21 protein-coding genes are annotated in these 22,057 nt (G+C 71.9%); 8 read left to right on the forward strand and 13 right to left on the reverse strand.

The window, feature by feature from the left end:
* Window positions 1–513: 513 nt before the first annotated feature.
* The 10 genes from fabF to QSK21_RS16430 form a co-directional block, all read right to left on the reverse strand.
* Window positions 514–1,806 carry a beta-ketoacyl-ACP synthase II gene (fabF, locus tag QSK21_RS16385; protein ID WP_285696709.1) on the reverse strand — a complete coding sequence of 431 codons (1,293 nt, stop codon included), beginning with the start codon at window positions 1,804–1,806 and terminating at the stop codon, window positions 514–516.
* A gap of 69 nt (window positions 1,807–1,875) precedes the next feature.
* On the reverse strand, window positions 1,876–2,127 hold the full coding sequence (locus tag QSK21_RS16390) for an acyl carrier protein (RefSeq protein WP_285696711.1): 252 nt from the start codon (window positions 2,125–2,127) through the stop codon (window positions 1,876–1,878).
* Window positions 2,128–2,162: 35 nt separating this feature from the next.
* Window positions 2,163–3,125, reverse strand: a complete 963-nt coding sequence (locus tag QSK21_RS16395) for a beta-ketoacyl-ACP synthase III (protein WP_285696712.1) — start codon at window positions 3,123–3,125, stop codon at window positions 2,163–2,165.
* Complete coding sequence (locus QSK21_RS16400; RefSeq protein WP_285696713.1) at window positions 3,122–4,039, reverse strand: ACP S-malonyltransferase; 918 nt, start codon at window positions 4,037–4,039, stop codon at window positions 3,122–3,124. Before QSK21_RS16400 ends, QSK21_RS16395 begins: the two co-directional genes overlap by 4 nt.
* 90 nt (window positions 4,040–4,129) lie before the next feature.
* Window positions 4,130–5,311, reverse strand: coding sequence for a PucR family transcriptional regulator (locus tag QSK21_RS16405; protein ID WP_285696714.1), 1,182 nt, complete (start codon window positions 5,309–5,311; stop codon window positions 4,130–4,132).
* Window positions 5,312–5,420: 109 nt separating this feature from the next.
* Window positions 5,421–5,654 (reverse strand): hypothetical protein, encoded by a 234-nt coding sequence (locus tag QSK21_RS16410; RefSeq protein ID WP_285696715.1) that lies wholly within the window; start codon window positions 5,652–5,654, stop codon window positions 5,421–5,423.
* A gap of 41 nt (window positions 5,655–5,695) precedes the next feature.
* Window positions 5,696–6,934, reverse strand: a complete 1,239-nt coding sequence (locus tag QSK21_RS16415; RefSeq protein WP_285696717.1) for an acyltransferase family protein — start codon at window positions 6,932–6,934, stop codon at window positions 5,696–5,698.
* On the reverse strand, window positions 6,909–7,889 hold the full coding sequence (locus QSK21_RS16420; protein ID WP_285696718.1) for an alpha/beta hydrolase: 981 nt from the start codon (window positions 7,887–7,889) through the stop codon (window positions 6,909–6,911). Before QSK21_RS16420 ends, QSK21_RS16415 begins: the two co-directional genes overlap by 26 nt.
* Window positions 7,890–8,009: 120 nt before the next feature.
* On the reverse strand, window positions 8,010–8,720 hold the full coding sequence (locus tag QSK21_RS16425; RefSeq protein ID WP_285696720.1) for a response regulator transcription factor: 711 nt from the start codon (window positions 8,718–8,720) through the stop codon (window positions 8,010–8,012).
* Entirely contained in the window at window positions 8,717–10,006 is a 1,290-nt protein-coding gene (locus tag QSK21_RS16430; protein WP_285696721.1) for a sensor histidine kinase, read from the reverse strand. The genes QSK21_RS16425 and QSK21_RS16430 overlap by 4 nt, the downstream gene beginning before the upstream one ends.
* 83 nt (window positions 10,007–10,089) lie before the next feature.
* Here QSK21_RS16430 and QSK21_RS16435 point away from each other — a divergent pair, with 83 nt between their 5' ends.
* Together QSK21_RS16435 and QSK21_RS16440 are read left to right on the forward strand one after the other, a co-directional pair.
* On the forward strand, window positions 10,090–11,151 hold the full coding sequence (locus tag QSK21_RS16435; protein WP_285696722.1) for a PHP domain-containing protein: 1,062 nt from the start codon (window positions 10,090–10,092) through the stop codon (window positions 11,149–11,151).
* A 20-nt stretch (window positions 11,152–11,171) separates the two neighbouring features.
* Entirely contained in the window at window positions 11,172–12,416 is a 1,245-nt protein-coding gene (locus QSK21_RS16440) for a hypothetical protein (RefSeq protein WP_285696723.1), read from the forward strand.
* A gap of 22 nt (window positions 12,417–12,438) precedes the next feature.
* Here the strand turns inward: QSK21_RS16440 and QSK21_RS16445 are convergent, their stop codons facing one another.
* Complete coding sequence (locus QSK21_RS16445; protein ID WP_285696724.1) at window positions 12,439–12,855, reverse strand: DUF2000 family protein; 417 nt, start codon at window positions 12,853–12,855, stop codon at window positions 12,439–12,441.
* An 84-nt stretch (window positions 12,856–12,939) separates the two neighbouring features.
* Here QSK21_RS16445 and QSK21_RS16450 point away from each other — a divergent pair, with 84 nt between their 5' ends.
* Window positions 12,940–13,761 carry a helix-turn-helix transcriptional regulator gene (locus tag QSK21_RS16450; protein ID WP_285696725.1) on the forward strand — a complete coding sequence of 274 codons (822 nt, stop codon included), beginning with the start codon at window positions 12,940–12,942 and terminating at the stop codon, window positions 13,759–13,761.
* A 6-nt stretch (window positions 13,762–13,767) separates the two neighbouring features.
* Here the strand turns inward: QSK21_RS16450 and QSK21_RS16455 are convergent, their stop codons facing one another.
* Window positions 13,768–15,156, reverse strand: a complete 1,389-nt coding sequence (locus QSK21_RS16455; protein WP_285696726.1) for a tannase/feruloyl esterase family alpha/beta hydrolase — start codon at window positions 15,154–15,156, stop codon at window positions 13,768–13,770.
* 297 nt (window positions 15,157–15,453) lie between these two features.
* Between QSK21_RS16455 and QSK21_RS16460 the strand changes: the two genes are divergently transcribed.
* The 5 genes from QSK21_RS16460 (at window position 15,454) to QSK21_RS16480 (ending at window position 20,090) form a co-directional block, all read left to right on the forward strand.
* Entirely contained in the window at window positions 15,454–16,236 is a 783-nt protein-coding gene (locus QSK21_RS16460) for an ABC transporter ATP-binding protein (protein WP_285696728.1), read from the forward strand.
* Complete coding sequence (locus tag QSK21_RS16465) at window positions 16,223–16,915, forward strand: ABC transporter ATP-binding protein (protein ID WP_285696729.1); 693 nt, start codon at window positions 16,223–16,225, stop codon at window positions 16,913–16,915. The genes QSK21_RS16460 and QSK21_RS16465 overlap by 14 nt, the downstream gene beginning before the upstream one ends.
* Window positions 16,916–16,986: 71 nt before the next feature.
* Window positions 16,987–18,225: an ABC transporter substrate-binding protein gene (locus QSK21_RS16470; protein WP_285696730.1), complete on the forward strand. Its 1,239-nt coding sequence runs from the start codon at window positions 16,987–16,989 to the stop codon at window positions 18,223–18,225.
* A 9-nt stretch (window positions 18,226–18,234) separates the two neighbouring features.
* Window positions 18,235–19,098 (forward strand): branched-chain amino acid ABC transporter permease, encoded by an 864-nt coding sequence (locus QSK21_RS16475; protein WP_285696731.1) that lies wholly within the window; start codon window positions 18,235–18,237, stop codon window positions 19,096–19,098.
* Window positions 19,095–20,090, forward strand: a complete 996-nt coding sequence (locus tag QSK21_RS16480) for a branched-chain amino acid ABC transporter permease (RefSeq protein WP_285696732.1) — start codon at window positions 19,095–19,097, stop codon at window positions 20,088–20,090. The genes QSK21_RS16475 and QSK21_RS16480 overlap by 4 nt, the downstream gene beginning before the upstream one ends.
* Window positions 20,091–20,169: 79 nt before the next feature.
* Here the strand turns inward: QSK21_RS16480 and QSK21_RS16485 are convergent, their stop codons facing one another.
* Window positions 20,170–22,050, reverse strand: coding sequence for a helix-turn-helix domain-containing protein (locus QSK21_RS16485; protein ID WP_285696734.1), 1,881 nt, complete (start codon window positions 22,048–22,050; stop codon window positions 20,170–20,172).
* Window positions 22,051–22,057 lie beyond the last annotated feature (7 nt).

The following is a 22,057-nucleotide window of genomic DNA, read 5'->3' on the forward strand; positions in this document are numbered from 1 at the left end:
CGATCGCAACGGCTGGCCGCCGTTCGGGGTTGGGGTTGCGGGCTGAGGTAGTTGCGAGAGGTGTTTATTTGCATGCGCGAGCTGCGCTCGTCGCTGGCGCTCCTCGCTTGTCGTGCTTGCGGCCATCGCTGGCATCGCTTCGACTCGCCCTGGGGGCTCGCTTCGCGATCACTTCCTCGCAAGCTCGGAACTGCCTTCGGTCGCGATCGCAGCGCTTGGGCGCCGTTCGGGGTTGGGGTTGGGGTGGGTGCGGAGTTGCTTATTGCAGCCGCGAGCTGCGCTCGTCGCTTGTCGCGGCTGCGTGTGATCGCTGGATTGCTTCGACTCGCTCGGGGGCTCGCTTCGAGATCAGGGGCTCGCCGGCGCTCGCCCCTGCTTTTGTCGCGATCGCGATGCTTGGACGCCGTTTGGGGATGGGTGGCGGGGTGGGGTGGGTGTGCGATTGCGCGGGTGCGTGCGGTTGCTGGGGCATGCGTTAGGCCCGCCCCTTTGGGGCGGGCCTTTTTGGGGTTTCTAGGCGGTTTTTAGGACTACTGAGACGTTGTGGCCGCCGAAGCCGAAGGAATTGTTGAGGGCGGCCAGGGGGCCGGGGGGGAGGGGGCGGGGTTCGCCTCGGACGATGTCCAGGTCGACTTCGTCGTCCACGTCCTCCAGGTTGATGGTGGGGGGGACCAGGCGTTCCTTGAGGGCCATCAGGGTGATGATGGATTCCAGGGCGCCGGCGCCGCCCAGGAGGTGGCCGGTCATGGACTTGGTGCCGGTGATGTTGACCTTGGCGCTGGCCTCGGGGCCCAGGGCGGCCTTGATGGAGTTGAGCTCGGCCACGTCGCCCAGGGGGGTCGAGGTCGCGTGGGCGTTGATGTGGACGATGTCGGACGGTTCCAGGCCCGCGTTCTGGATGGCGCGGCGCATCGCCTTGGACTGGCCGGCGCCGGTGGGGTCGGGCTGGACGATGTCGAAGGCGTCGCCGGAGTAGCCGCAGCCGGCGGCGATGCCGTAGATGTTCGCGCCGCGGGCACGGGCGTGCTCCTCGGATTCGAGGATCATCACGGCGGCGCCCTCGCCCAGGACGAAGCCGTCGCGGTTCTTGTCGTAGGGACGGGACGCCCGTTCCGGCTCGTCGTTGCGGGTGGAGAGGGCGCGCATGGAACCGAACGAGGCGAGCTGGAGGGGGTGGATGCACGCCTCGGTGCCGCCGCAGATCACCACGTCGGCGCGACCGGCGCGGATCATGTCGATGCCGTAGCCGACCGCCTCGGCGCTGGACGCGCAGGCGCTGACCAGGGCGTGCGAGCCGGCCATCGCGCCGAACTCGATGCCGACATGGCCGGCGGCGCCGTTGGGCATGAGCATCGGCACGGTGAACGGGCTGACCCGCTGCCAGCCCCGCTCGCGGTTGACGTCGTGGCTGTTGAGCGCGGTGTGCAGGCCCCCGATGCCGCTGGACACCACCACCCCGAGCCGGTCGCCGTCCACCGTGTCGCCCTCGGCCGGCTCGGCGGGGCGTCCTTTCTTGGGCGCGGGAGGCGCGAAGCCGGCGTCCGCCCATGCCTCCCGGGCCGCGATCAGCGCGATCGCCTGGTTCCGGTCGAGCTTCCGCAGCTGCTGCTTGGGCATCACCTCGGACGGGTCGACCGCGAGCGTCGCGGCGAACCGTACCGGCAGCTTGTCCAGGTCGTCCCAGTCCAGCGTCCGCACCCCGGACTTTCCGGCGAGCAGCGCTGACCAGGTCGACGGCCAGTCGCCGCCGAGCGGCGTGGTCGCGCCCAGCCCGGTGACGACGACGGTGGTCTGGCTAGTGGTCATTCGTGAGTGCTCCTCGCAAAGCTGGGGATGGGGGCCGCGGCGCGCCGGCAGCCGCCGCGGCGCCCCGTACTACTGCTGCAGGTTCTGGACGAAGTTGATGACGTCCTTGACCGTCTTCAGGTTGCGGAGCTCGTCGTCGGGGATCTCGACACCGAACTTGTCCTGGGCGGCCACGGCGATCTCCACCATCGACAGCGAGTCGATGTCGAGGTCGTCGATGAAGTTCTTCTCCGGGGTCACCTCCGACTTGTCGATGCCGACGATGTCGTCGATGATCTCCGCGAGACCCTCGAGGATCTCCTTTTCGCTGGCCACTGCCATGTGTGCGTTCTCCTTCTTCCGGGTCGGGTCCCTGGCTACGGGATCTGGATGACCTGCGCGGCGTAGGCCAGCCCGGCGCCGAACCCCACGAGCAGGGCCGGGGCGCCGGACGGCACGTCGCCGCGTTCGATCATGCGGGAGAGCGCGAGCGGTATCGACGCTCCCGAGGTGTTGCCGGAGTGGACGATGTCGTCGGCCACGACGGCGTTGGCCGCCTTCACCTTGCGGGCGATGGCGTCCACGATGCGGAGGTTGGCCTGGTGCGGCACGATCGCGGCCAGGTCGGAGGGCGCGACGCCGGCGCGTTCGCACGCCTCCAGCGCCACCGGGGCGATCGCGCCGGTCGCCCAGCGGAAGACCGCCTGGCCCTCCTGCCGGATGAACGCGTTGCGGTCCGGGATGATGATCTTGTCGTGGTGGTCGCCGTCGCTGCCCCACACCACCGGGCCGACGCCGGGCTCGGCGCTGCCGGTCACCACCGCGGCGCCGGCGCCGTCGGCGAAGATGATGCTGGTGGAGCGGTCCGACCAGTCCAGCCAGGCCGACATCTTCTCGGCGCCGATGACCAGGGCGTTGCGGGCGGTGCCGGCGCGCACCGCCGCGTCGGCGGTGCCGAGCGCGTAGCAGAACCCCGCGCACGCGGCGTTGAGGTCGAACGCGCCGGGCGCGTCGATCCCGAGCCGGCTGGCGACCTGGGGCGCGTGCGCCGGCATCGGCGACTCGGCCGAGCAGGTGGCCAGGACGACCAGATCGATGTCGCCGGGGCCGAGCCCGCTCCCGGCCAGCGCCTTGCCGGCGGCGTGGACGGCCATCTCGACGATGCCTTCCTCGGGTCCGGCGATACGGCGGGACGCGATGCCGACCCGGGTGCGGATCCACTCGTCGCTGGTGTCGACCGTCTCGGCCAGCTCGTCGTTGGTGACGACGCGGGCGGGCTGGTAGTCGCCGAAGGCCAGGATCCTCGACCCGGGGACGGCGGCGGGCACGCGCAGCTTCATGAGCCCGCTCCTTCGATGAGCTCGCGGGCCTTGCCGAGGTCGTCGGGGGTCTTGAGGGCGACGGCCGGGACGCCCTTGAGCTCCCGTCTGGCCAGGCCCACCAGGGTTCCGGCGGGTGGCAGCTCGATGATGCCGGTGACGCCGAGGTCGCGCATCGTCGCCATGCAGGCGTCCCAGCGGACGGGGGCGCTGACCTGGTCGACCAGCCGGGAGACGAACTCGCGTCCGGAGCTCACGGCGGCGCCGTCCCGGTTCTGCAGGAGTGTGGCGCGGGGGTCGGCGACCGGGACGCCGGGGGCGAGCCTGCGCAGCGTGTCGACGGCGGGCGCCATGTGCTCGGTGTGGAAGGCGCCGGCGACCGACAGGGGGCGGAGGCGGGCCCTGGCCGGGGGCTCGTCGGCGAACGCGGCGAGCCGCTCCGTGGTTCCGGCGGCCACGACCTGCCCGGCGCCGTTGACGTTGGCGGGGGTGAGGCCGTGCTTGTCGATCGCGGCGAGGACCTCGTCGGGATCGCCGCCGAGGACGGCGGTCATGCCGGTCTCGGTGACGGCGGCGGCCTCGGCCATGGCCCGGCCGCGCTCCCGTACCAGGACGAGCGCGGACTCGGGGGTCAGGACGCCGGCGATGGCGGCGGCGGCCAGCTCCCCGACGCTGTGGCCCGCGACCGCTTCGGGCGCGGAGCCGGGGCCGTACAGGGTCTCGTAGGCGGCGAGGGCCGCGGCGACCAGCAGCGGCTGGGCCACGGCGGTGTCACGAATCTCTTCGGCGTCGGCGGTGGTGCCGTAACGGACCAGGTCCAGCCCGGTGACCGCGGACCACCAGGCCAATCGGTCGGCGACTCCAGGGACCTCTAGCCACGGTTGCAGGAATCCGGGGGTTTGAGCGCCCTGGCCGGGCGACGCGATCAGAATCACGCAGTCCAGCCTGCCGGTAGGGGTGATCGGACTCGATGCCGGTCCACACGAAGTTTGCGTGATGGGCTTTGTACGACACCTACAAGGCGTCTAGAGGCGTGCCGGACGGTTGGAGAAACGGCCGAGGACGAGGGCGATCCGGAGGGTGAAGGCGTTGCGCCCGTCGGTCGGTGTGAGCGACGTCAGTTCCGCGACTCGCCGCAGCCGGTAGCGCACCGTGTTGGGGTGGACGAACAGCAGCCGCGCGGTCGCCTCCAACGACGACCCTTGCTCCAGATAGGTCGTGAGGGTGTCCAGCAGGGGGGCGCCCGCGGCGAGCATCGGGTTGTAGACCTCCTCCACCAGGTACCGCCGGGCGGCCTCGTCCCCGTCCAGCGCCCGCTCGGGGAGGAGCTCGGTGGCCAGGACGGGGCGGGGCGCGTCCGGCCATCCGCAGGCGGCGGCCAGTCCCGCCATCGCGGCGCGCGCCGAGGCGGTGGAGGCGTACAGGTCGTCCACGAGCGGCCCGATCACGACCGGTCCGGGTCCGCATTTGGCGGCGATGGGGCGGACGGCCTGCAGCGGTTCCTCGGTGCCGCCGACGATCACCAGGACGCGGCGTCCCTGGACGCCGGCCAGCACGTCCACCTTGGCGCGGCGGGCGGCCCGCTGCATCTGGTCGATGGTGACCTCGGGCTCCTCGTCCTCGGGGGTGAACCCGGCGACGACGGTGACGGGCTTGGCGGTCCAGCCGAGGGCGGCGGCCCAGGAGTGCATGCCGTGGTCGACCTCGCCGCGCATCACCGCGTTCACGACCAGGGCCTCGAGGCGGGCGTCCCAGGCGGCGCGGGTCTCGGCCGCGCGGGCGTAGACCTGGGCGGCGCCGAACGCCACCTCGCGGGTGTAGCGCAGGATCGCCTCGCGTAGCTGTATCTCGCCGCCGGGCGCGGCCAGCTCGTCCAGCCGGCTCTCCACCACATCGATGATCACGCGGATGATGTCGATGGTGTGGTGCAGCTTGATGGAGCGCATCAGCTCCAGCGGCGCGGTGCCGAACACCTCCCCGGCGATCGCGGGGCGGGTCTTCTCGGCGCTTTTGAACCACTCCACGAACGCGGCGATGCCCGCCTGGGCGACCAGGCCGATCCAGGAGCGCTGGTCCGCCGACAGCCGCCGGAACCAGGGCAGTTGCTCCTCCATCCGAGCCAGCGCGGCGGTCCCGAAGGACCCCATCGCCTTCTCCAGGCGTTCGGTCGTCTGCTCCCTGATCGAGGCGTCGCTGATGGTGTCCACGTCCCCAGGGTGCCACCGTTCCGGGTGTGGGGCGGCCCGCGACGGCCGGGGAAGGTCTGCGATGTTCCTGGTGGAAGCCCGCAGGATGGTCACCTGTGGGAGGTACGGGTCACATGGGACGCCCTGCCGAGGGCGATGTTGGAGAGGTTGCGCAGATGGCCCGTCCCGTCCCGCGCGGGTCGAAGTACAGGAAGGTGCGGCCCGGCCTCAGGAAGCGGGTGAGCGCCTTGGCCCGGTCGCGGTCGCCGACGTCCCTGGCGGTCCGCCGCGCCTCTTGGATGGACGCGCGTTCGATCGCGTACCGGGCGCCGAGCATGGACGGGGTGAGGGCGGGCAGGGGCATGGGCGCGGAGTAGGGGTCGGAGCGGCCGGTCCCGGCGGTCGTCAGCAGGACCCCCGCGATCGTCGCGGCGCAGGCGAGGACCCGTCGTAGCCGTCGGGCGCGCCCGGTGGTCGTGCGTGGCGGCGGCATGCTCGTCTGGAAGTCCTCTCGAAACGGTGGGCCAGAGCCAAGAGCCCGGCGAGCGCGGCGGCGAAGGCGGGCAGCCAGGCCAGCCGTTCCAGCGCCCAGGCCGGGTGGTCGGGCGCCGTGTGCAGCCCCGGCGCCGTGCGCGTGACCGTGAGGGCGGCGACCGTGACCGCCATCATCGCCGTCTGGTGCCACAGGAAGATCGTCATCGCGGCGAGGTTGGCCAGCGCCACCGGCGCCCAGGCCCGGGGACGGCGCATCCAGCGTGCCAGCCGGTCACGGACGAGAAGGGCGAGGCCGGCCTGGGCGATGCCGAAGGCGACGGCCGCCAGGGTGGGCGGGTTCAGGTTGGACACCTCGGCGCCCGGGACGCCGACCATGCTCGCCGGATAGCCCGCGCACGCCACCAGCGCGGCCGTGGCGGCCACGCCCCCGGCCAGCAGGGACGCGGCGGCGCGCCGGGAGCCGAGCGTTCCGTCCGCCCAGGCGATCCCGAGGAGGAAGGGCACCAGCCAGCCGGTGAGGACGGTGGCCCAGCCGATCCACTCCGGCCCGTCCAGCCCGAAGCGGACCAGGTCGATCGCGGCGGTGAGGGCGAGGACGACCGCGAGGGCGCAGAGGGTCCCGGCGCGGCGGTGGAACCCCACGATCAGCGGGGTGAGCGCGGTCAGCGTCCCGTACACCGCCAGGAACCACAGCGGGCTCAGCACCAGCTTGATCAGCGCGTGGATCGTGCCGGGGGAGAGGCCCGCCCACAGCAGCGCGCCCGCCATCGGCACCCATGCCGCCAGGAGGAAGGGGACGGGACGCACCAGCCGGACGAGCCGGCGCCGCGCCCAGGACGCCCACGGGTCCCCCGGCCTGTACCCTTTGGCGGCGGTGTAGCCGCCGACCAGGAAGAACAGGGCGAGGGTCTGAAGCGCCCAGGAGATCGGGGTGAACGCGGGCATCGCCGCCAGCGGGCTCGCCGCCCGAAGCTCGCCGCCGCCGGTCACGATCAGGGCCGTGACCAGCCAATGCCCGAGCACCACGCCGAGGATGGCGAAGGCGCGCAGGGCGTCCACGGCGCGGTCACGTCCCGGGGGCGTGGCGGCGTCGATGCGCGCGGCCAGGCCGGGCGGTGCCGCCTCAGGGGGTTCGGCTGTGGCGAGCAATGGTGACCTCCGAGTGATGGCCGAGCGCGATACGGGTGAGGTTGCGGAGCGAGACCGACCCAGGACGCAGGTAGGCGCTGTGCGGCCCGCGTCCCGCGTCGAAGCGGAGCGCACCGAACGAGGGAGCGGCCGGGTCGTGGGCGAAGCCGATCCCGGCGACGCGCACCTTGGGGACGAACCGCGTCCAGTCGCCGTCCGACCGTCCCGCCCAGACCCGCGCGCCGGTCCTCAGCGCGCCGGCCGTGCCAGCGTTGACGCCGGGGCTGCCGTACAGGGCGATCTCGTCCACGGGCAGGCGCCGGCGGCCGAGGCCGGGCGCCGCCTTCGCGCACACAACCGACCCGTAGCTGTGGCAGAGCAACGCGACCCGCGCCCGGCCGTTGACATGGCGCAGTCCGGTCAGGAAGCGGACGAGCTCCCGGCCCGCGTCGTCCGCCCGGCCGTCGGTGAGGACGGCCGTGCTCCGCGTGGACGGCGAGTCGTACCCGAGCCACGCGACGACGGCCAGGCGTGCGGACGGCGCGCTCACGCGGGCCTGGCGGTAAAGGGCACGCGCGCCGCCGCCCGCCCCTTTCCAGGAGTCGAAGTTGGTGAGCCGCCCGTCGGCTCCCGGCACCACGACCGCCACCCGGTCCGCCCGCGCCAGGTCGCCGATCACTTCGACGACCCGGCCGTTCCCGCGTGCGTCGAACGCCAGGAACCGACGTCCGGGGGAGAGGAACGCCGCCAGCGCCGCCCGGCGGTCGCCGTCGTCGGCCCGCTCGGCGGCCTCCAGCGCCGTGCGGATGTTCCGCTCGACCGCCGCGTACCGGACCGTGAGGGCCGGCGCGGCGAGCGCGGGCACGGCCTCGGGCGCCCGGTAGGGCGCGGCACGCGCGGGGGCGGCGGCCGCGGTCGAACCGGCCGCCGCGACGGCCAGGGCGGCGGTGGCGATCGTGCGGTGCGCTGTACGCACGGCGGCGCGTCCTTCCTGCTCAGCGTGGTTCGGCTGAGTCAGGAAGCTAGGAGCCGGGGGCCGTCGCGCGGATCAACCCGGGGAGCCGTCTCGTCCCGTACGACCCCGGTACGAGGGGTGCTAGCCGCCCGGCCGGACGAGCCCGGTCTCGTAGGCGTAGACGATCGCCTGCGGCCGGTCGCGCAGGCCCAGCTTCATCAGGATGCGGCCGAAGTGGGTCTTCACCGTCTGCTCGGCGACGACCAGCTCGGTCGCGATCTCCGTGTTGGACAGGCCGCGGGCGACCAGGGTCAGCACCTCGGTCTCCCGCTCGGTCAGCTCCTCCAGCCTCGTCCGGGACGGGGAGCGCGGCGCGCCCAGCCGGGAGAACTCGGCGATCAGCCGCCGGGTGACGGAGGGGGAGAGCAGCGCGTCCCCGGCCGCGATGATCCGGACCGCGTCGGACAGCTCGGCGGCCGAGGCGTCCTTGAGCAGGAACCCGCTGGCCCCCGCGCGCAGCGCCTCGTACACGTAGTCGTCCAGGTCGAAGGTGGTCAGCATCAGCACCTTGGGCCGGTCGTCGTTCTTCCCGGGCTCCCCGGAGGCGCCGGGCTCCGCGGGCTCGCCGGCGAGCAGGCGGCGGGTCGCCTCCAGGCCGTCCATGACCGGCATCCGCACGTCCATCAGGACGACGTCGGGCCTCAGCCCGGCGATGACGCGCAGCGCCTCCTCGCCGTTGGACGCCTCGCCGACCACCTCGATGTCGGGCTGGGAGTTGAGGAACACCCCGAACCCCGTCCGCACCATTCCCTGGTCATCGACGATCACCACACGGATGCGGGAGTCCGTCATGCGGCAGTTCCGGTGATCGGCAGCGTGGCGCGCACGGCGAATCCTCCCTCCGGCGTGGGCTCGGCGACCAGGTCGCCGCCCAGCATGGCCGCCCGTTCGCGCATGCCGACCAGTCCGTGCCCGGCGCCTGGCGGTGAGGGCGTGGGGCGGCGGCCGTCGGCGGGCGGGCCGCTGACGACGTCCAGCCGCAGTATCCCGCCTTCGCGGCGGATCGCCACCTCCACCTTCGAGCCCGGGGCGTGCCGCATGGCGTTGCTCAGCGCCTCCTGCACGATCCGGTACGAGGTGAGGCCGACGCCGGAGGGCAGCCCGGCCAGGCCCGCGTCCAGCCTGGTGACGATCGTCAGGCCGGCGCCGCGGCCTCCCTCCAGCAGCTCCTCCAGCCCTCCCAGGTCGGGCTGCGGCGCCGTCTGCGAGCCGTCCTCGGTGCGCAGGACGCCGAGGATCCGCCGCATCTCGGTCAGCGCGGCCAGCGCGGTCGCGCGGATCTCGGCCAGGTCCCCGCGGGTCTCGTCGGGCACCGTGGCCACCTTGAGCGGGGCCGCCTCCGCCTGGATCGCGATCATCGACATGTGGTGCGCGACCACGTCGTGCAGCTCGCGGGCGATGCGCTGCCGCTCGGTCAGCACCGCCTCGGCCTCCTGGTGGCGTTTCTCCTGCTCGGCCAGCTCGCGGCGGGCGTTCCTGCGGTACTGGACGGCGTACCCCACCACCAGCGGCAGCGGGACCAGGAAGGACGTGCCCGCGTCGTTCTCCGGGGCGATGATCAGGATCCCGGCCATCGACAGCAGGCCCACCCCGATGGTGAGCGACCGGGAGCAGCGCGCCGCCACCGTGTAGAGGACGAGCAGCCCGGTGACACCGGTGCCGCCCGCGAACGTGACGTCCGTCCAGCGGTAGGGGCCGACCAGGACCATCCCGACGAGGAAGATCCGCCAGGCGGCCATCGGATGCCGCTCGCGCAGCGCCAGGGGCACCGACGCCACCAGCGCCGACAGGATCAGCTCGCCGTTCCAGGGGTGCAGGTCCCGCTTCGCGACCTCGGTCATCAGCAGCGAGTACGTGCCGAAGTAGCAGGCCAGCGCGATGAGCAGGTCGATCACCTGCACGGCCGCGGCGAACGGGACCCGTCCCTCGACGCGGCGGCGCGCCCAGCGCGGCAGGGGCGGCCAGGGCCGGTCCGGGTCGCGGGGCGCCGCCGGACGGAGAAGCGCCTCCCATAGGGGGATGACCAGCAGTCCCAGCGTGTCCCGGAGGCTTCCTTCCCCTTTGCCTTCACCCGCCATGCGCCCAGGCTAGAGCGGGTGCGGGCATGTGCGAATGCCACTGGAGTGCCACGCCGTCGTAATACCTGGGTACGGTCGAAACCGTGGACGAACCATCGCGGGGGGACGACTCCGCACGCCTCGGGCCCGTCGAGGCACTGCGCCGGATCGCGTTCCTGCTGGAGCGCGCGCACGAGCCGACCTACCGTGTGCGGGCCTTCCGCAAGGCCGCCGATGTCGCCGGTGGCCTGCCGCCCGGCGAACTGGAGTCCCGCGCCCGCGAGGGGACGCTGACCGCGCTGGACGGCATAGGCAAGGTGACCGGCCTGGTCATCGAGGAGGCGCTGCGCGGCGAGGTCCCCGTCTACCTGCGGCGGCTGGAGGCCACGGAGGGCTCGTCGCCGGACGAGTCGGCCGCGCGGCTGCGCACCGCGCTCAAGGGCGACCTGCACACCCACAGCGACTGGTCGGACGGCGGATCCCCGATCCGCGAGATGGCCGAGACCGCGCGGAGCCTCGGCCACGACTACATCGCGCTGACCGACCACTCGCCCCGCCTGACCGTCGCCAACGGGCTGTCCGCCGACCGGCTGCGCGCGCAGCTCGACGTCGTCGCCGAGCTGAACGAGGAGCTGGCCCCGTTCCGGATCCTCACCGGCATCGAGGTCGACATCCTGGAGGACGGCTCCCTCGACCAGGACCCCGATCTGCTCGACCGGCTGGACGTCGTCGTGGCCAGCGTCCACTCCAAGCTGCGCATGGACAGGGTCGCGATGACCAGGCGGATGGTCGCGGCGATCGCGAACCCGCGCGTCACCGTCCTGGGCCACTGCACCGGCCGGATCGTCAAGGCGGGCGGCAGGCGGGGCGGCCTGCGCCCGGAGTCGGAGTTCGACGCGGCCCTGGTGTTCGACGCCTGCGCCGCCTACGGCGTGGCGGTCGAGATCAACTCACGTCCCGAACGCCTGGACCCGCCCAAACGCCTCCTCCGCCTGGCCGTCGAAGCCGGCTGCCACTTCTCCATCGACTCCGACGCGCACGCCCCGGGCCAGCTCGACTGGCAGCCCTACGGCTGTGAACGCGCCGCCCGCTGCGGCGTCCCGCCCGAGCGCGTCGTCAACACCTTCACCGCCGAGGAACTGCTCGTCTGGTCCGCCGCGTCCTGAAATCGTCTAGGTTGCTGGCCATGCCGCTCGACGACGCGCTGAAAGCCCGCATGGCCGAGCCCGACTTCTGGCCCGTGTACCTCTTCGACGAGGACGTCGCCGACGACGCCTTCGACGATGCCTTCGACGACGAGGAGGAGGACCTCCAGGCGCAGTTCGCCGTCGGCGACGGGTACGGGCTCGTTCTCACGCTGGACTTCTTCGGCTACTACGGGCTGTGCCTCGTCGCCCCGGGGCTGGCGGAGGCCGTCCAGGTGGCCTGGGACGACCAGGCCCACTTCCACCCGCACCTGATGCGCTGGCCGGAGCTGGACCTGCTGTGCCGGGCCGTGGCCCTGCACGATCCCTCGCTGCGCCACCCGGGCCCGATGCTGGCGCTGCTGGCCCGTTTCGCGGTGCTGGACGACCACGACGACGTGGACGTCATGACGCCGCTGGTCGACGCGGCCTTCCACCTCGTCAGGCCGGGCCGGGGCGACGGCGGCCCCCGTCCGGAGACCCGCGACTGGTACGAGCTGCGCGACCTCGGCGGCACCGGCCTGAACTGGACGACCAGGCCCGACGGTCACCTGGCCGTGGACCAGCCCTACGACCTCAACGTCAGGCGCCCCCTGTATTCCACGCGCACTCCGGATTCCGACTCCTTCCCGTTCTCCGAATGGGCGGGCCTGCTGGAGCGGGCCGGGCGGCTCGTCACCGTGGACGACCCCGCGCTGCGGGAACCGGCCGTCCGATCGGCCCTGGAACGGACCGTGACCGCCGATGGCCACGCCCACCTTGCGTCCCTCGCCGAAGCGCTCCGTGCCGCCGGGTTCCGCCACCCGGTCCTGACGCGCGCCCTGGAGGACCCGGTGAGCCGGGCCGAAGCGTGCTGGGCGGTGGAGACGCTGGCCGGTCTCGGCCAGGGAACGCTGGTCAAGCGGTGGTTCGGGCGCAGCCCGCTGGCGGACGCCCGCTCCTGGGAGCTGAGCCTGAGCCTCGACGTGGAGGGCCGTCCCGGCTCCCTCGGGGGCGTCGTGGCGGCGGAGCTGAGCGGCGCGCTCAAGGAGGCCGGCCTGGGCAGGGCGGAGGCCGGCGGCATGGTCAGCAGAGAGGATCCGGGGGGCGGCTTCGTGGAGACCACGTCCCTGATCGACGTCCTGGTCCGCGACGACCTGCCCCGCGCGGTGGCGCTGATCTCGGAGGTCGTCCGCCGCCACGGCGCCCTCGGGATCGCGAGGCTCCAGCACTCCGGCGCGCCCCACGAGGAGATACCGCTGACCTGAGGTCGCGCGGCCGTCCGTCGTCTCAGGGATGCAGGGCGAGACCCTTGACGATCTTGTCGACGATCCGGCGGTCGGCGCGCAGGGCGACGCCGACCAGGTTGAGCTTCTCGGCCTCGACCGCGGCCACGGCCGCCCTGTTGTCGTCGTCGTGGCCCGTGGCGAACAGCTCCTCGGTGTAGACGGCCATGGGGACCTCACGGGTGAGGGCCCGCTCGTGGACCTTCTTCAACTGGTCCGCGCTCGCCGCGAACACCAGGACGGGCTGCCGGAACATGGGCAGGTACTCGTTGCCCGTCGCGTCCCTGTAGTTCTCGCCCACGACGCCGTCCACCGTCGCGGCGACGCCGCTCACGACGAAGGCGGTGACGTTGAGCTTCTGCCAGACCGCCAGATCCTCCCGGACGACGACGGCGATCTTCGTATCCCAGACCGGTGCCAAGGGTGCCGGCTCCTTCTCTTCGGCTCGTTCGGTTCCCTGAGCAGCCTGCCGGGACCGCCGGGCGGCGTCTTGTACGTTGTTGGCATGGCCGGTGACGACCGGGCCGTCCAGATGCTCGCCTGGCGGCCCGAGGTCCACGGGATCGCGGAGGTCTTCCACGCGCGCTTCGTGGGGCATGCCTATCCGGCGCACACCCACGGTACCTGGACGCTGCTGATCGTCGACACCGGGGCCGTGGAGTTCCTGCTGGGACGGCGCCGCCACCACATTGGGGGCCGGGAGGTGGTGCTCCTGCCGCCGGGCGTCTCGCACGACGGGCGGGCCGCCACGCCCGAGGGCTTCCGCAAGCGGGTGGTGTACCTCGACGGCGGCATGCTGCCCGAACGCATGATCGGCCCGGCGGTGGACGCGCCCGTCCTCGCCGACCGGCTCCTGCGGCGCCGCGTCCACGAGCTGCATCGCGCGCTGGACGAGCCGGGCGAGGAGTTCGAGGCCGAGTCCCGGCTGGCGCTGATCAACGATCGTCTCGTCCGGCGGCTGGGCAGCGTCCCCGCCGCGTCCCGGAGCGGACGGGACGCCGCGCGGCTGGCAGGCGACCTACGCGACCTGCTGGACGCCCGGGTCGAGACGGGCATCTCCCTGCGTGAGGCCGGCGCGCTGCTGCACGCTCACCCCACCCATCTCGTACGGTGCTTCAAGCAGACCTTCGGCCTTCCGCCGCACCTCTATCTGACCGGGCGCCGTATCGAACGGGCGCGGCGGCTTCTCATCGAGGGGCATCAGCCCGGACAGGTCGCGGCCGAGGTGGGATTCTACGACCAGGCGCACATGACGCGGCATTTCAGGCGCCACCTGGGCATCACCCCCGCACGCTTCGCGGCCACCCGCCATCTGCGGTCCGCCTAGGCCCGTTCAGCGTGTCAGGGAGCAGGTGTTGACCAGATCCCCGGTCGCCGGACGCGGGAGCGTGGCGCTGGGCGGAGGGGCCTGGCCCTTAGGGGCGGTCCAGCGCTCCAGGGCCGTGAACGCCGCCCGCATACAGGGGAGCAGCGGACGCAGCTTGTCCGGATAGGCGTCATAGAGCCCGTCCACGTGGTTGCCGGTCTCCAGGCGGTAGTAGCGGTAGTAGCTGTGCGCGGACGCCGAGCCCTTCCCCTTGCCCTTTCCCTTCGACTTTCCCTTGGCCTTGGAGTGGACCATCTGCGCGTAGAGGTCGGAGTTCTTCCCTATGGGCAGCAGCGAGTCGTACGTGCCATGCAGCGTGAGCATCGGCTTGCGGATGCGTCCGGTCAGGGAAATGCGCGCCACCGCCTTGCGGACTTCCTTGGGACGGGCGAAGTAGTCGTAGTCCGCGTCCTCGCCCTCATAGGAGGGGTCAAGCTCTTCACGGTAGATGCGCTGGGTGAGGCCCCAGTAGACCGTGTGGTGATACTCCCAGAGGAACTCGGACCCGGCCGTGTAGCCCGCGTCCAAGATGGCCTGGTGTGCGGCAGGGCTACCGGTGGACGCGTACGACGGGTAGGCGCGCAGAACGGGCGGCAGGTAGGTGAACAGGTTGGGGCCATCGGGCCGCCATAGGGTGCCCTCGGCGTCCACGCCGCCGTCGTAGAGTTCGGGACGGTTCTCCAACTGCCAGCGCACCAGGTAGCCGCCATTGGAAATCCCGGCCGCGTATGTACGGCGAGGCGCGCGCCCATAGCGCTGCGCCACGACCGCCTTCGCCGCGCGGGTCAGTTGCGTTGTGCGGTGGTTCCACTCCGCTATGGCGTCGCCCGGCCGGTCGCCGTCGCGGTAGAACTCGGCGCCGCTGTTGCCCTTGTCGGTGGACGCGAACGCGTACCCCTTGGCCAGGACCCAGTCGGAGATGGTCACGTCGTTGGCGTACTGGCGTCGCGTCCCCGGAGAGCCGGAGACGACCAGGCCGCCGTTCCATCGCTCGGGGAGCCGGATCACGAACTGCGAGTCGTGGTTCCAGCCGTGGGTGGTGTTGAACGTGGAGGTGTCCGGGAAGTAGCCGTCGATCTGGACACCCGGGACGCCGCTGGGGTTCCGCGTGCCCGCGGCATGCAGGCCCGCGTAGTCGGCCGGCACGGTGTGGCCGGAGGCGACCGTGCCGGCGGTGGTGAGGTCGTCCAGACAGGCGGCGACCTGCCGCTCGGCGCCCGGGACGCGGATCCGTTCCGCGTGGGCGCAGCGGTCGGCGTCCGCCCGCGTGGACGTGGCTCCGGCCGCGGCGTCCACCCCCGCCAGGGCGAGGGCGGCGGGCACGGCGGCGAGGACGATCGTTGTTCGGCGAAGCATGGCCTGCATGCTCCCGGCAGGATGCGACGCGGGCCACGTTGGCGGGCTCCACTCTTCACACTGCCGGTGTGGGCGGATCCTCCATGCCGGGGTGCGACAGGCGGCAGGCCGGCCACCATGCCCGCAGGTCAAGACATGGATGCCCAGGCCGTCCGGCATGCGGTGTGGTCCGAGCCCTTATCCAGGCGATCGATTATGTGCGCTCCTCACATGGCCGGGTCACCGGGCGCGACCTAGCGTTCACGGTCATGGCGTCCGGATGTGGTCCGGGTCACGCCATGACCGCGAGGAGGTCGGATGAGTGATCGGCGCGGTGACGGTCCGGCTCCCGTCTTGCGCGTGCGGGGTCTGGTGCGGGAGTTCGGTGGGTTCCGTGCCGTGGACGGTGTCGATCTTGATGTGGCCGAGGGTGGCGTGCACGCCCTGGTCGGCCCGAACGGTGCGGGGAAGACGACGTTGTTCAACCTGCTCACCGGGTTCGTGAAGCCGACGTCGGGCAGCGTGGTGCTGGCGGGCCGGCGGGAGCTGGCGGGACGGCGCCCCGAGGAGATCGCGCGGTGGGGGGTCGCGCGGTCGTTCCAGATCACCAGCCTGTTCGCGGGGTTGTCGCCCCGTGAGCACGTGGAACTGGCGCTGGCCTCGTCGTCGGGGCTGGGATGGCGGTTCTGGCGGTCGGACCGCGCGCTGGGCCGCTTCACCGGCCGCGCCGACGACCTGCTGGAACAGGTCGGGCTGGAAGCGCTGGCCGACGTGCCCGCCGGGTCGCTCTCGTACGGGAGCAAGCGGGCCCTGGAGCTGGCCCTCGCCCTGGCGCTGGACCCCAAGGTGCTGTTGCTGGACGAGCCCACCGCCGGGATGGGGGTGGAGGACATCGACCGCACCATCGGGTTGATCCAGCGGATCCGCGCCGGGCGGACGGTGGTGCTGGTGGAGCACAACATGAGCGTGGTCGCCAGTTTGGCCGACACCGTGACGGTGCTCCAGCACGGCCGGGTGCTGGCCGAGGGGCCGTACGCCGAAATCCGCCACGACCCGCGCGTGGTGGCCGCCTACCTGGGGGATGCGCATGCTGAGCGTTGAGGGACTGTCGGCCTGGTACGGGCAGGCGCAGGCGTTGCGCGACGTGTCCGTGCAGGTCGGCAAGGGAGAGATCGTCACGCTGGTGGGGCGCAACGGCGCGGGGAAGACCACGCTGCTGCGCTGCGTGATGGGCCTGCACACCCACGCCACCGGCTCGGTCACCTTCCTCGGCGAGGACATCGGCCGGCTCGGCCCGCACCGGCGCGCGGCCCGCGGGCTGGGGTACGTGCCCGACGACCGCGGGATCTACGCCACGTTGTCGGTGGAGGAGAACCTGCTGCTCCCGCCGCGGGTGGGGCCCGAGCCGTGGTCGCTGGAACGCGTCTACGACACCTTCCCGGTGCTCAAGGAACGCCGCCGCTTCGCCGGCAGCAAGCTGTCGGGAGGCGAGCAGCAGATGCTGGCGCTGGCCCGCGTGCTGCGGATGGGCGCGCGGCTGCTGGTGTGCGACGAGCCGACCGAGGGCCTGTCGCCGCTGATCGTCGAGCGGATCGGGGAGATCCTGCGGGAGGTGAAGGCGGCGGGGATCACGGTGTTGCTCATCGAGCAGAACGTCCATTTCGCCGCCACCGTGGCCGACCGGCATTACCTGCTGGCCGAAGGCCGGGTCGTGGAGTCGCTCGACAACGACCAGGTCCGCCGGCGCGAACACGAGCTCTTGGAATACCTCGGAATCTGAACCGGCATCCGGGCCGGTGCGATGACAGATCTTGCATCGGCGTCCGATCGGCAATGAAGGAGAACCCCCCGATGAGGTTGTGGAGATGGGGCGGCCTGATGGCCGCGGGCGTGCTGCTGGCCGGCTGTGGTGGGGGACCCGGCGGCTCGGGCGGGGCGATCAGTGACGGCAAGGTGGTGCTGGCGGTCCTCAACGACCAGACCGCCATCTACGCCGATGTGTCCGGCCGCAACTCCGTGGAGTCGGTGCGGCTGGCGGTGGCCGACTACCAGGCCAAGTACGGTGACAAGGCCGTCGCCAAGAAGATCGAGGTGGTCGCCGCCGACCATCAGAACAAGCCGGACGTGGCCAACACCCAGGCCCAGCAGCTCTATGACAGGCAGCGCGCCGATGTGATCCTGGACGTGCCGACCTCCTCGGCCGCGCTGGCCGTGGCGACGGTCGCCAAGAACAAGAAGAAGATCTTCATGGACGTGGGTGCGGCGACCACCGAGCTGGAGGGCAAGAGCTGTAACAAGTACACCTTCCACTACGGGTACAACTCGTACATGCTCGCGCACGGCACCGGCACCGTGGTGACCCAGGGCGGCGCCAAGACCTGGTACATCGTCTACCCCGATTACGCCTTCGGGCAGGACATGAACCGGACGTTCAGCGCGGCGGTGAAGGCGGCCGGTGGAACGGTGGTCAAGTCCGATCCCACCCCGTTCCCCAACGACAACTTCTCCACGTTCCTGCTCAAGGCGCCGACGCTGAACCCCAAGCCGCAGGTGCTGGGCACCATGCAGGCCGGCGGTGACCTGGTGAACGTGGTGAAGCAGTACAACGAGTACAAGCTGCGGGACAAGGGCGTGGGCCTGGCGGCCGGACTGGTCTTCCTCAGCGACGTGCATTCGCTGGGCCCCGACGCGATGGCCGGGACGCAGTACACCGACTTCTGGTACTGGAACTTCGACCAGCGGAACCGGGCGTGGGCCGACCGCTTCCAGGCCAAGACCGGTAAGCGGCCCACCGCCTCGCACGCGGGCAACTACTCGGCGGCGTTGCAGTACCTGGAGGCGGTGCAGCGCGGCGGCACCGACGACTCCGACACCGTGGTCAAGCAGCTCGAAGGCCGCAAGATCGACGACATGTTCGCCCGTGGCGGCAGCATCCGCGCCAAGGACCACCTGCTCATCCACGACTCCTACCTGGTGCAGGTCAAGCCGTCCAGCGAGGTCAAGGAGCCGTACGACTACCTGAAGGTGGTCAAGACGATCCCGGCGGTCGAGGCGTTCCAGCCGCAGCCCGACTCGGCCTGCGCGCTGTAGGCGGGACACGTGCTTCAGCAGGCGTTCAACGGGTTGGTGAGCGGGGCGTTCTACGCCCTGCTCGCCCTCGGTCTGTCCGTCATCTTCGGCATGCTCGGCGTCGTCAACTTCGCCCACGGCGCGTTCTACATGCTCGGCGCCTTCGGCGCCTTCATCCTGCTCGACTCCTTCGGGGTGAACTTCTGGATCGCCCTGCCGCTGGTGCCGCTGGTGCTGGGGACGGTGGGCGTGGTCCTGGAGCGGCTGTTCATCCGGCGGCTCACGCCGCTGGACCCGCTCTACAACTTCCTGTTCACCTTCGGCCTGGCGCTGATCCTTCAGGACCTGGTGCGGCGCGAGTACGGGGTCAACTCCCAGCCGTACCCGCGCCCGTCGCAGCTCTCCGGCTCCATCGATCTGGTGGTGTTCACCTACCCCGCCTACCAGGTGTTCGTGCTGGCCGTGTCGCTGCTGGTGTGCGGGGCGGTCTGGGTCGTCCTCACCCGGACCCGGGTCGGGATGATCGTCCGCGCGTCCACCGAGCGTCCCGAGCTGACCCGGGCGCTGGGCATCGACGTGGGCCGCTGGGTCACCCCGGTGTTCGGGTTCGGCGTCGCGCTGGCCGGGTTCGCCGGGGTGCTGGCCGCGCCGATGCGCGCGGTCAACCCGCTGATGGGCGCCGATCTGATCATCGTGGTGTTCGCGGTGGTGGTGATCGGCGGCCTGGGCTCGGTGTTCGGCTCGGTCGCCGCCGGGTTCGCGGTCGGCGTGGTGTCGGCGCTGGGCAACTTCTACGTTCCGGCGCTGTCGCAGACCCTGGTGTTCATCCTGATGGCCGCCGTCCTGCTGTGGCGTCCGGCCGGCCTGTTCGGACGCGAGGAGGCGTTCAGATGATCCTCTCCCGGCTCGCCGGGCGCCCGGTCCTGCCGGCCGTCGGTCTGTTCCTGGCCCTCGCGCTGCCCTGGATGATCTATCCGCCGATCGCGCTGGACATCATCTGCTGGGCGCTGTTCGCTGCGGCCGTCGACCTGCTGCTGGGCTTCACCGGCCTGCTGTCCTTCGGGCACGCCGCGTTCTGGGGCGGCTCGGCGTACTGCACGGGCCTGATCGCCGTGCACGTCGGCGTCCCGTTCCCCCTGGCGATCCTGGGGGGCGCCGCGTTCGCGGCGGTGCTGGCCGTGCCGATCGGGTTCCTGGCCGTACGGCTCCAGGGCATCTACTTCGCGATGGTCACCCTGGCCTTCGCGCAGATGGTGTACTTCGTCGCCAACCAGTGGCGAAGCGTCACCGGTGGCGAGAACGGCCTGCAGAGCATCCCGCGCGAGTTCTTCGGCGTCGACCTGTCCGACCCGTTCTTCTTCTACTACGCGGGCCTGCCGTTCATCCTCGCCGGGATGTTCGTGGCCTGGCGCATCGTGCGCTCCCCGTTCGGGCGGGTGCTCGTGTCGATCCGCGACAACCCGTCCCGTGCCCGCGCCCTGGGCTACCCGGTGGACCGCTACAAGCTCCTGGCGTTCATCCTGTCGGCCGCCCTGTCCGGTGTGGCCGGTGGCCTGTTCGCCATAAGCCACGGCTTCGCGTCCTTGCAGGAGGTCTACTGGACCACCTCGGGGCAGGCGGTGATGATGGTCGTCCTGGGCGGCATAGGCACGCTGTGGGGTGGTGCCGTGGGCGCGGCCCTCATCGTCCAGTTGAACGACTATCTGGCCACAGCCGGCTTCCAGGAGACCGGCATCGTCACCGGCAGCATCTTCATCCTCATCGTCCTGCTCTTCCGCCGGGGCATCTGGGGCACCGCCCAAGCCCTCATAGCCGCGCGGCGAACCCGCAAGCAACCCGAAGCGGACGCGGTCCCCGAACGTGAGGCGGTGGACGCCAAAACCTGAACGCCCATCCGCCGCGGTCACCGCCGCCCGCTGCGGATGTACGCCGGATAGCTGACGCCCTTGGCTTGGATCTCGAAGGTCACTGGGCCAGGCGGTGCAGGCGCAGGGCGAGCTGGATCTCCAGGGCCCGGTCCGGGGTCTGCCAGTCCTCGCCCAGGAGGTGGGCGACCCGGTCCAGGCGCTGGGTGACGGTGTTGACGTGGATGTGCAGGCGTTCGGCCGTCCTGGAAAGGCTGCAGCCGGTGCCGAAGTAGTCCTCCAGCGTCCGGACGAGGGTGGTGCCGCGGCGCGCGTCGTAGTCGAGGACGGGGCCGATCGCGGAGGCCAGGAAGCCTGACACGTCCCGGTCGTCCCCGATCAGGAGACCGACGAAGCCCAGCTCGCCCGCGCTCGCGCCGTCGCCGGCGCGTCCCAGCGCGATGAGCGCGTCGGCGGCGCGCTGCGCCTCCCGGTGCGCGGAGGCGACCCCGGCCGGGCCGCCGACGGGTCCCGCCGCGCCCACGGTGATGGGCGCGGCCAGCGACGCGCTCAGCTCCTTGGCGACGCGCCGGGCCGTGTCGCCGGGATCGTCGCCGGGCAGCAACAGGACGATCTCCTCGCCGCGCGCCGCCGACAGGCCGTGCGCTATCGAGGCGTGCGACGCCGCCCAGAACGCGGCCCGGCCACGATGCTCGGGCGCCGGGCAGCGAGCCGACAGGATGACGTGCGGGGTCTCGAGGTCCACGTTGACGCGGCGCGCCCGGGTCTTCAACGCGTCGGCGTCGGTGACGCGCTCGTTCAGCAGGTCGTCCAGCAGCTCCCCGCGTACCCGGCCCTCGGCCTCGGTGACGCTGCGGCGCAGCAGGACGAGCAGCGCGGTGACGAGCGCGCCGCGTTCCAGGATGCGCTGGTCGGCGTCCGACACCTCGTCCGCCGTGCGCAGGACGAGCGTGGCCAGCACCTCGTCGCCGGTGGACACCGACGCGATCCACAGGTCGCCGCGCCGTACCGTACGTCCCTGGGCGCGCGAGGAGTACGCGGACGCCAGCACCCCGGACAGCTCCTCGCCCTCCAACGGCGCGGGCGGACCCGACGTGGCGAGGGGACGGCCGTCGGCGTCCAGGACGTGCAGCGTCCCGCCGAGGATCCCGGTGACCACCGCCGCCACGTCCGCGGCGCCCCCGCCCCGTACCACCAGGGCGGTCATCCGGTCGTGCGCCTGCGCCGCGCGCTCCACGGCCGCGCTGCGCGCCTGGATGACCGCGTTGGCCGCGCTCAGCTCCTCCAAGGCGGTGCGCGTCTCCTGCAGCAGCCGGGCGTTGTCGATCGCCACCGCGGCGTGCGCGGCCAGCGAGCTGAGCAGCGCCGCCTCCTCCTGGCCGAACGGGCGCTCGCTGCGGTTGGCCGCGTACAGCACCCCGATCACCCGGCTGCCCAGCTTCATCGGCACCCCGATGATCGCGACCAGCGCCTCCTCGGCCACCGCCTCGTCGATGTAACCGCGATGGTTGAACTGCGGGTCCTCCAGGTAGTGCGCGCTGGTGTACGGCATCGCCGTCTGCGCCACGAGCCCGCCCAGGCCCGCGCCCAGCGGCAGCCGCAGCTTGCGGAACGCGGCCGACACCGACCCGTCCGTCACCCGCATGTAGGTGTCGCCGCGCTCGTCGTCGTTCAGCGTCATGTACGCGATGTCGGCGTTCAGCAGCCGCCGTGCGCGACGCACGATCGCCTCCAGCACCGCGTCGTGGTCGCGCAGCCCCGCCAGGTCGCTGGCCGTGTCGAACAGCGCCTCCAGCTCCGCCTCCCGGCGGGCGTGCCGATTCATGATCGACCGGACCCGCAGCGCGGCGAGCTTGGCGGCCTCCAGCTCCGCCAGCGTCTCCGGTGAGGCGCCCGCGGCGCGGGCCTCCACCAGCGGCCCCTCGAACTCCACGGGAGACGCCTCGCGTGCCAGCAGCTCAAGGAACACGGTGCAGGACATGCGGGTC

It is taken from the genome of Actinomadura sp. NBRC 104412 (assembly GCF_030269515.1).
In the GTDB taxonomy this organism is placed as follows: domain Bacteria; phylum Actinomycetota; class Actinomycetes; order Streptosporangiales; family Streptosporangiaceae; genus Spirillospora.

Bases quoted from the DNA above. Each gene is read 5' to 3' on its own strand.
- fabF (WP_285696709.1), bottom strand. From the start codon at position 1,806: ATGACCACTAGCCAGACCACCGTCGTCGTCACCGGGCTGGGCGCGACC.
- QSK21_RS16390 (WP_285696711.1), bottom strand. From the start codon at position 2,127: ATGGCAGTGGCCAGCGAAAAGGAGATCCTCGAGGGTCTCGCGGAGATC.
- QSK21_RS16395 (WP_285696712.1), bottom strand. From the start codon at position 3,125: ATGAAGCTGCGCGTGCCCGCCGCCGTCCCCGGGTCGAGGATCCTGGCC.
- QSK21_RS16410 (WP_285696715.1), bottom strand. From the start codon at position 5,654: ATGCCCCTGCCCGCCCTCACCCCGTCCATGCTCGGCGCCCGGTACGCG.
- QSK21_RS16425 (WP_285696720.1), bottom strand. From the start codon at position 8,720: ATGACGGACTCCCGCATCCGTGTGGTGATCGTCGATGACCAGGGAATG.
- QSK21_RS16430 (WP_285696721.1), bottom strand. From the start codon at position 10,006: ATGGCGGGTGAAGGCAAAGGGGAAGGAAGCCTCCGGGACACGCTGGGA.
- QSK21_RS16440 (WP_285696723.1), top strand. From the start codon at position 11,172: ATGCCGCTCGACGACGCGCTGAAAGCCCGCATGGCCGAGCCCGACTTC.
- QSK21_RS16450 (WP_285696725.1), top strand. From the start codon at position 12,940: ATGGCCGGTGACGACCGGGCCGTCCAGATGCTCGCCTGGCGGCCCGAG.
- QSK21_RS16455 (WP_285696726.1), bottom strand. From the start codon at position 15,156: ATGCTTCGCCGAACAACGATCGTCCTCGCCGCCGTGCCCGCCGCCCTC.
- QSK21_RS16460 (WP_285696728.1), top strand. From the start codon at position 15,454: ATGAGTGATCGGCGCGGTGACGGTCCGGCTCCCGTCTTGCGCGTGCGG.
- QSK21_RS16465 (WP_285696729.1), top strand. From the start codon at position 16,223: ATGCTGAGCGTTGAGGGACTGTCGGCCTGGTACGGGCAGGCGCAGGCG.
- QSK21_RS16470 (WP_285696730.1), top strand. From the start codon at position 16,987: ATGAGGTTGTGGAGATGGGGCGGCCTGATGGCCGCGGGCGTGCTGCTG.
- QSK21_RS16480 (WP_285696732.1), top strand. From the start codon at position 19,095: ATGATCCTCTCCCGGCTCGCCGGGCGCCCGGTCCTGCCGGCCGTCGGT.
- QSK21_RS16485 (WP_285696734.1), bottom strand. From the start codon at position 22,050: ATGTCCTGCACCGTGTTCCTTGAGCTGCTGGCACGCGAGGCGTCTCCC.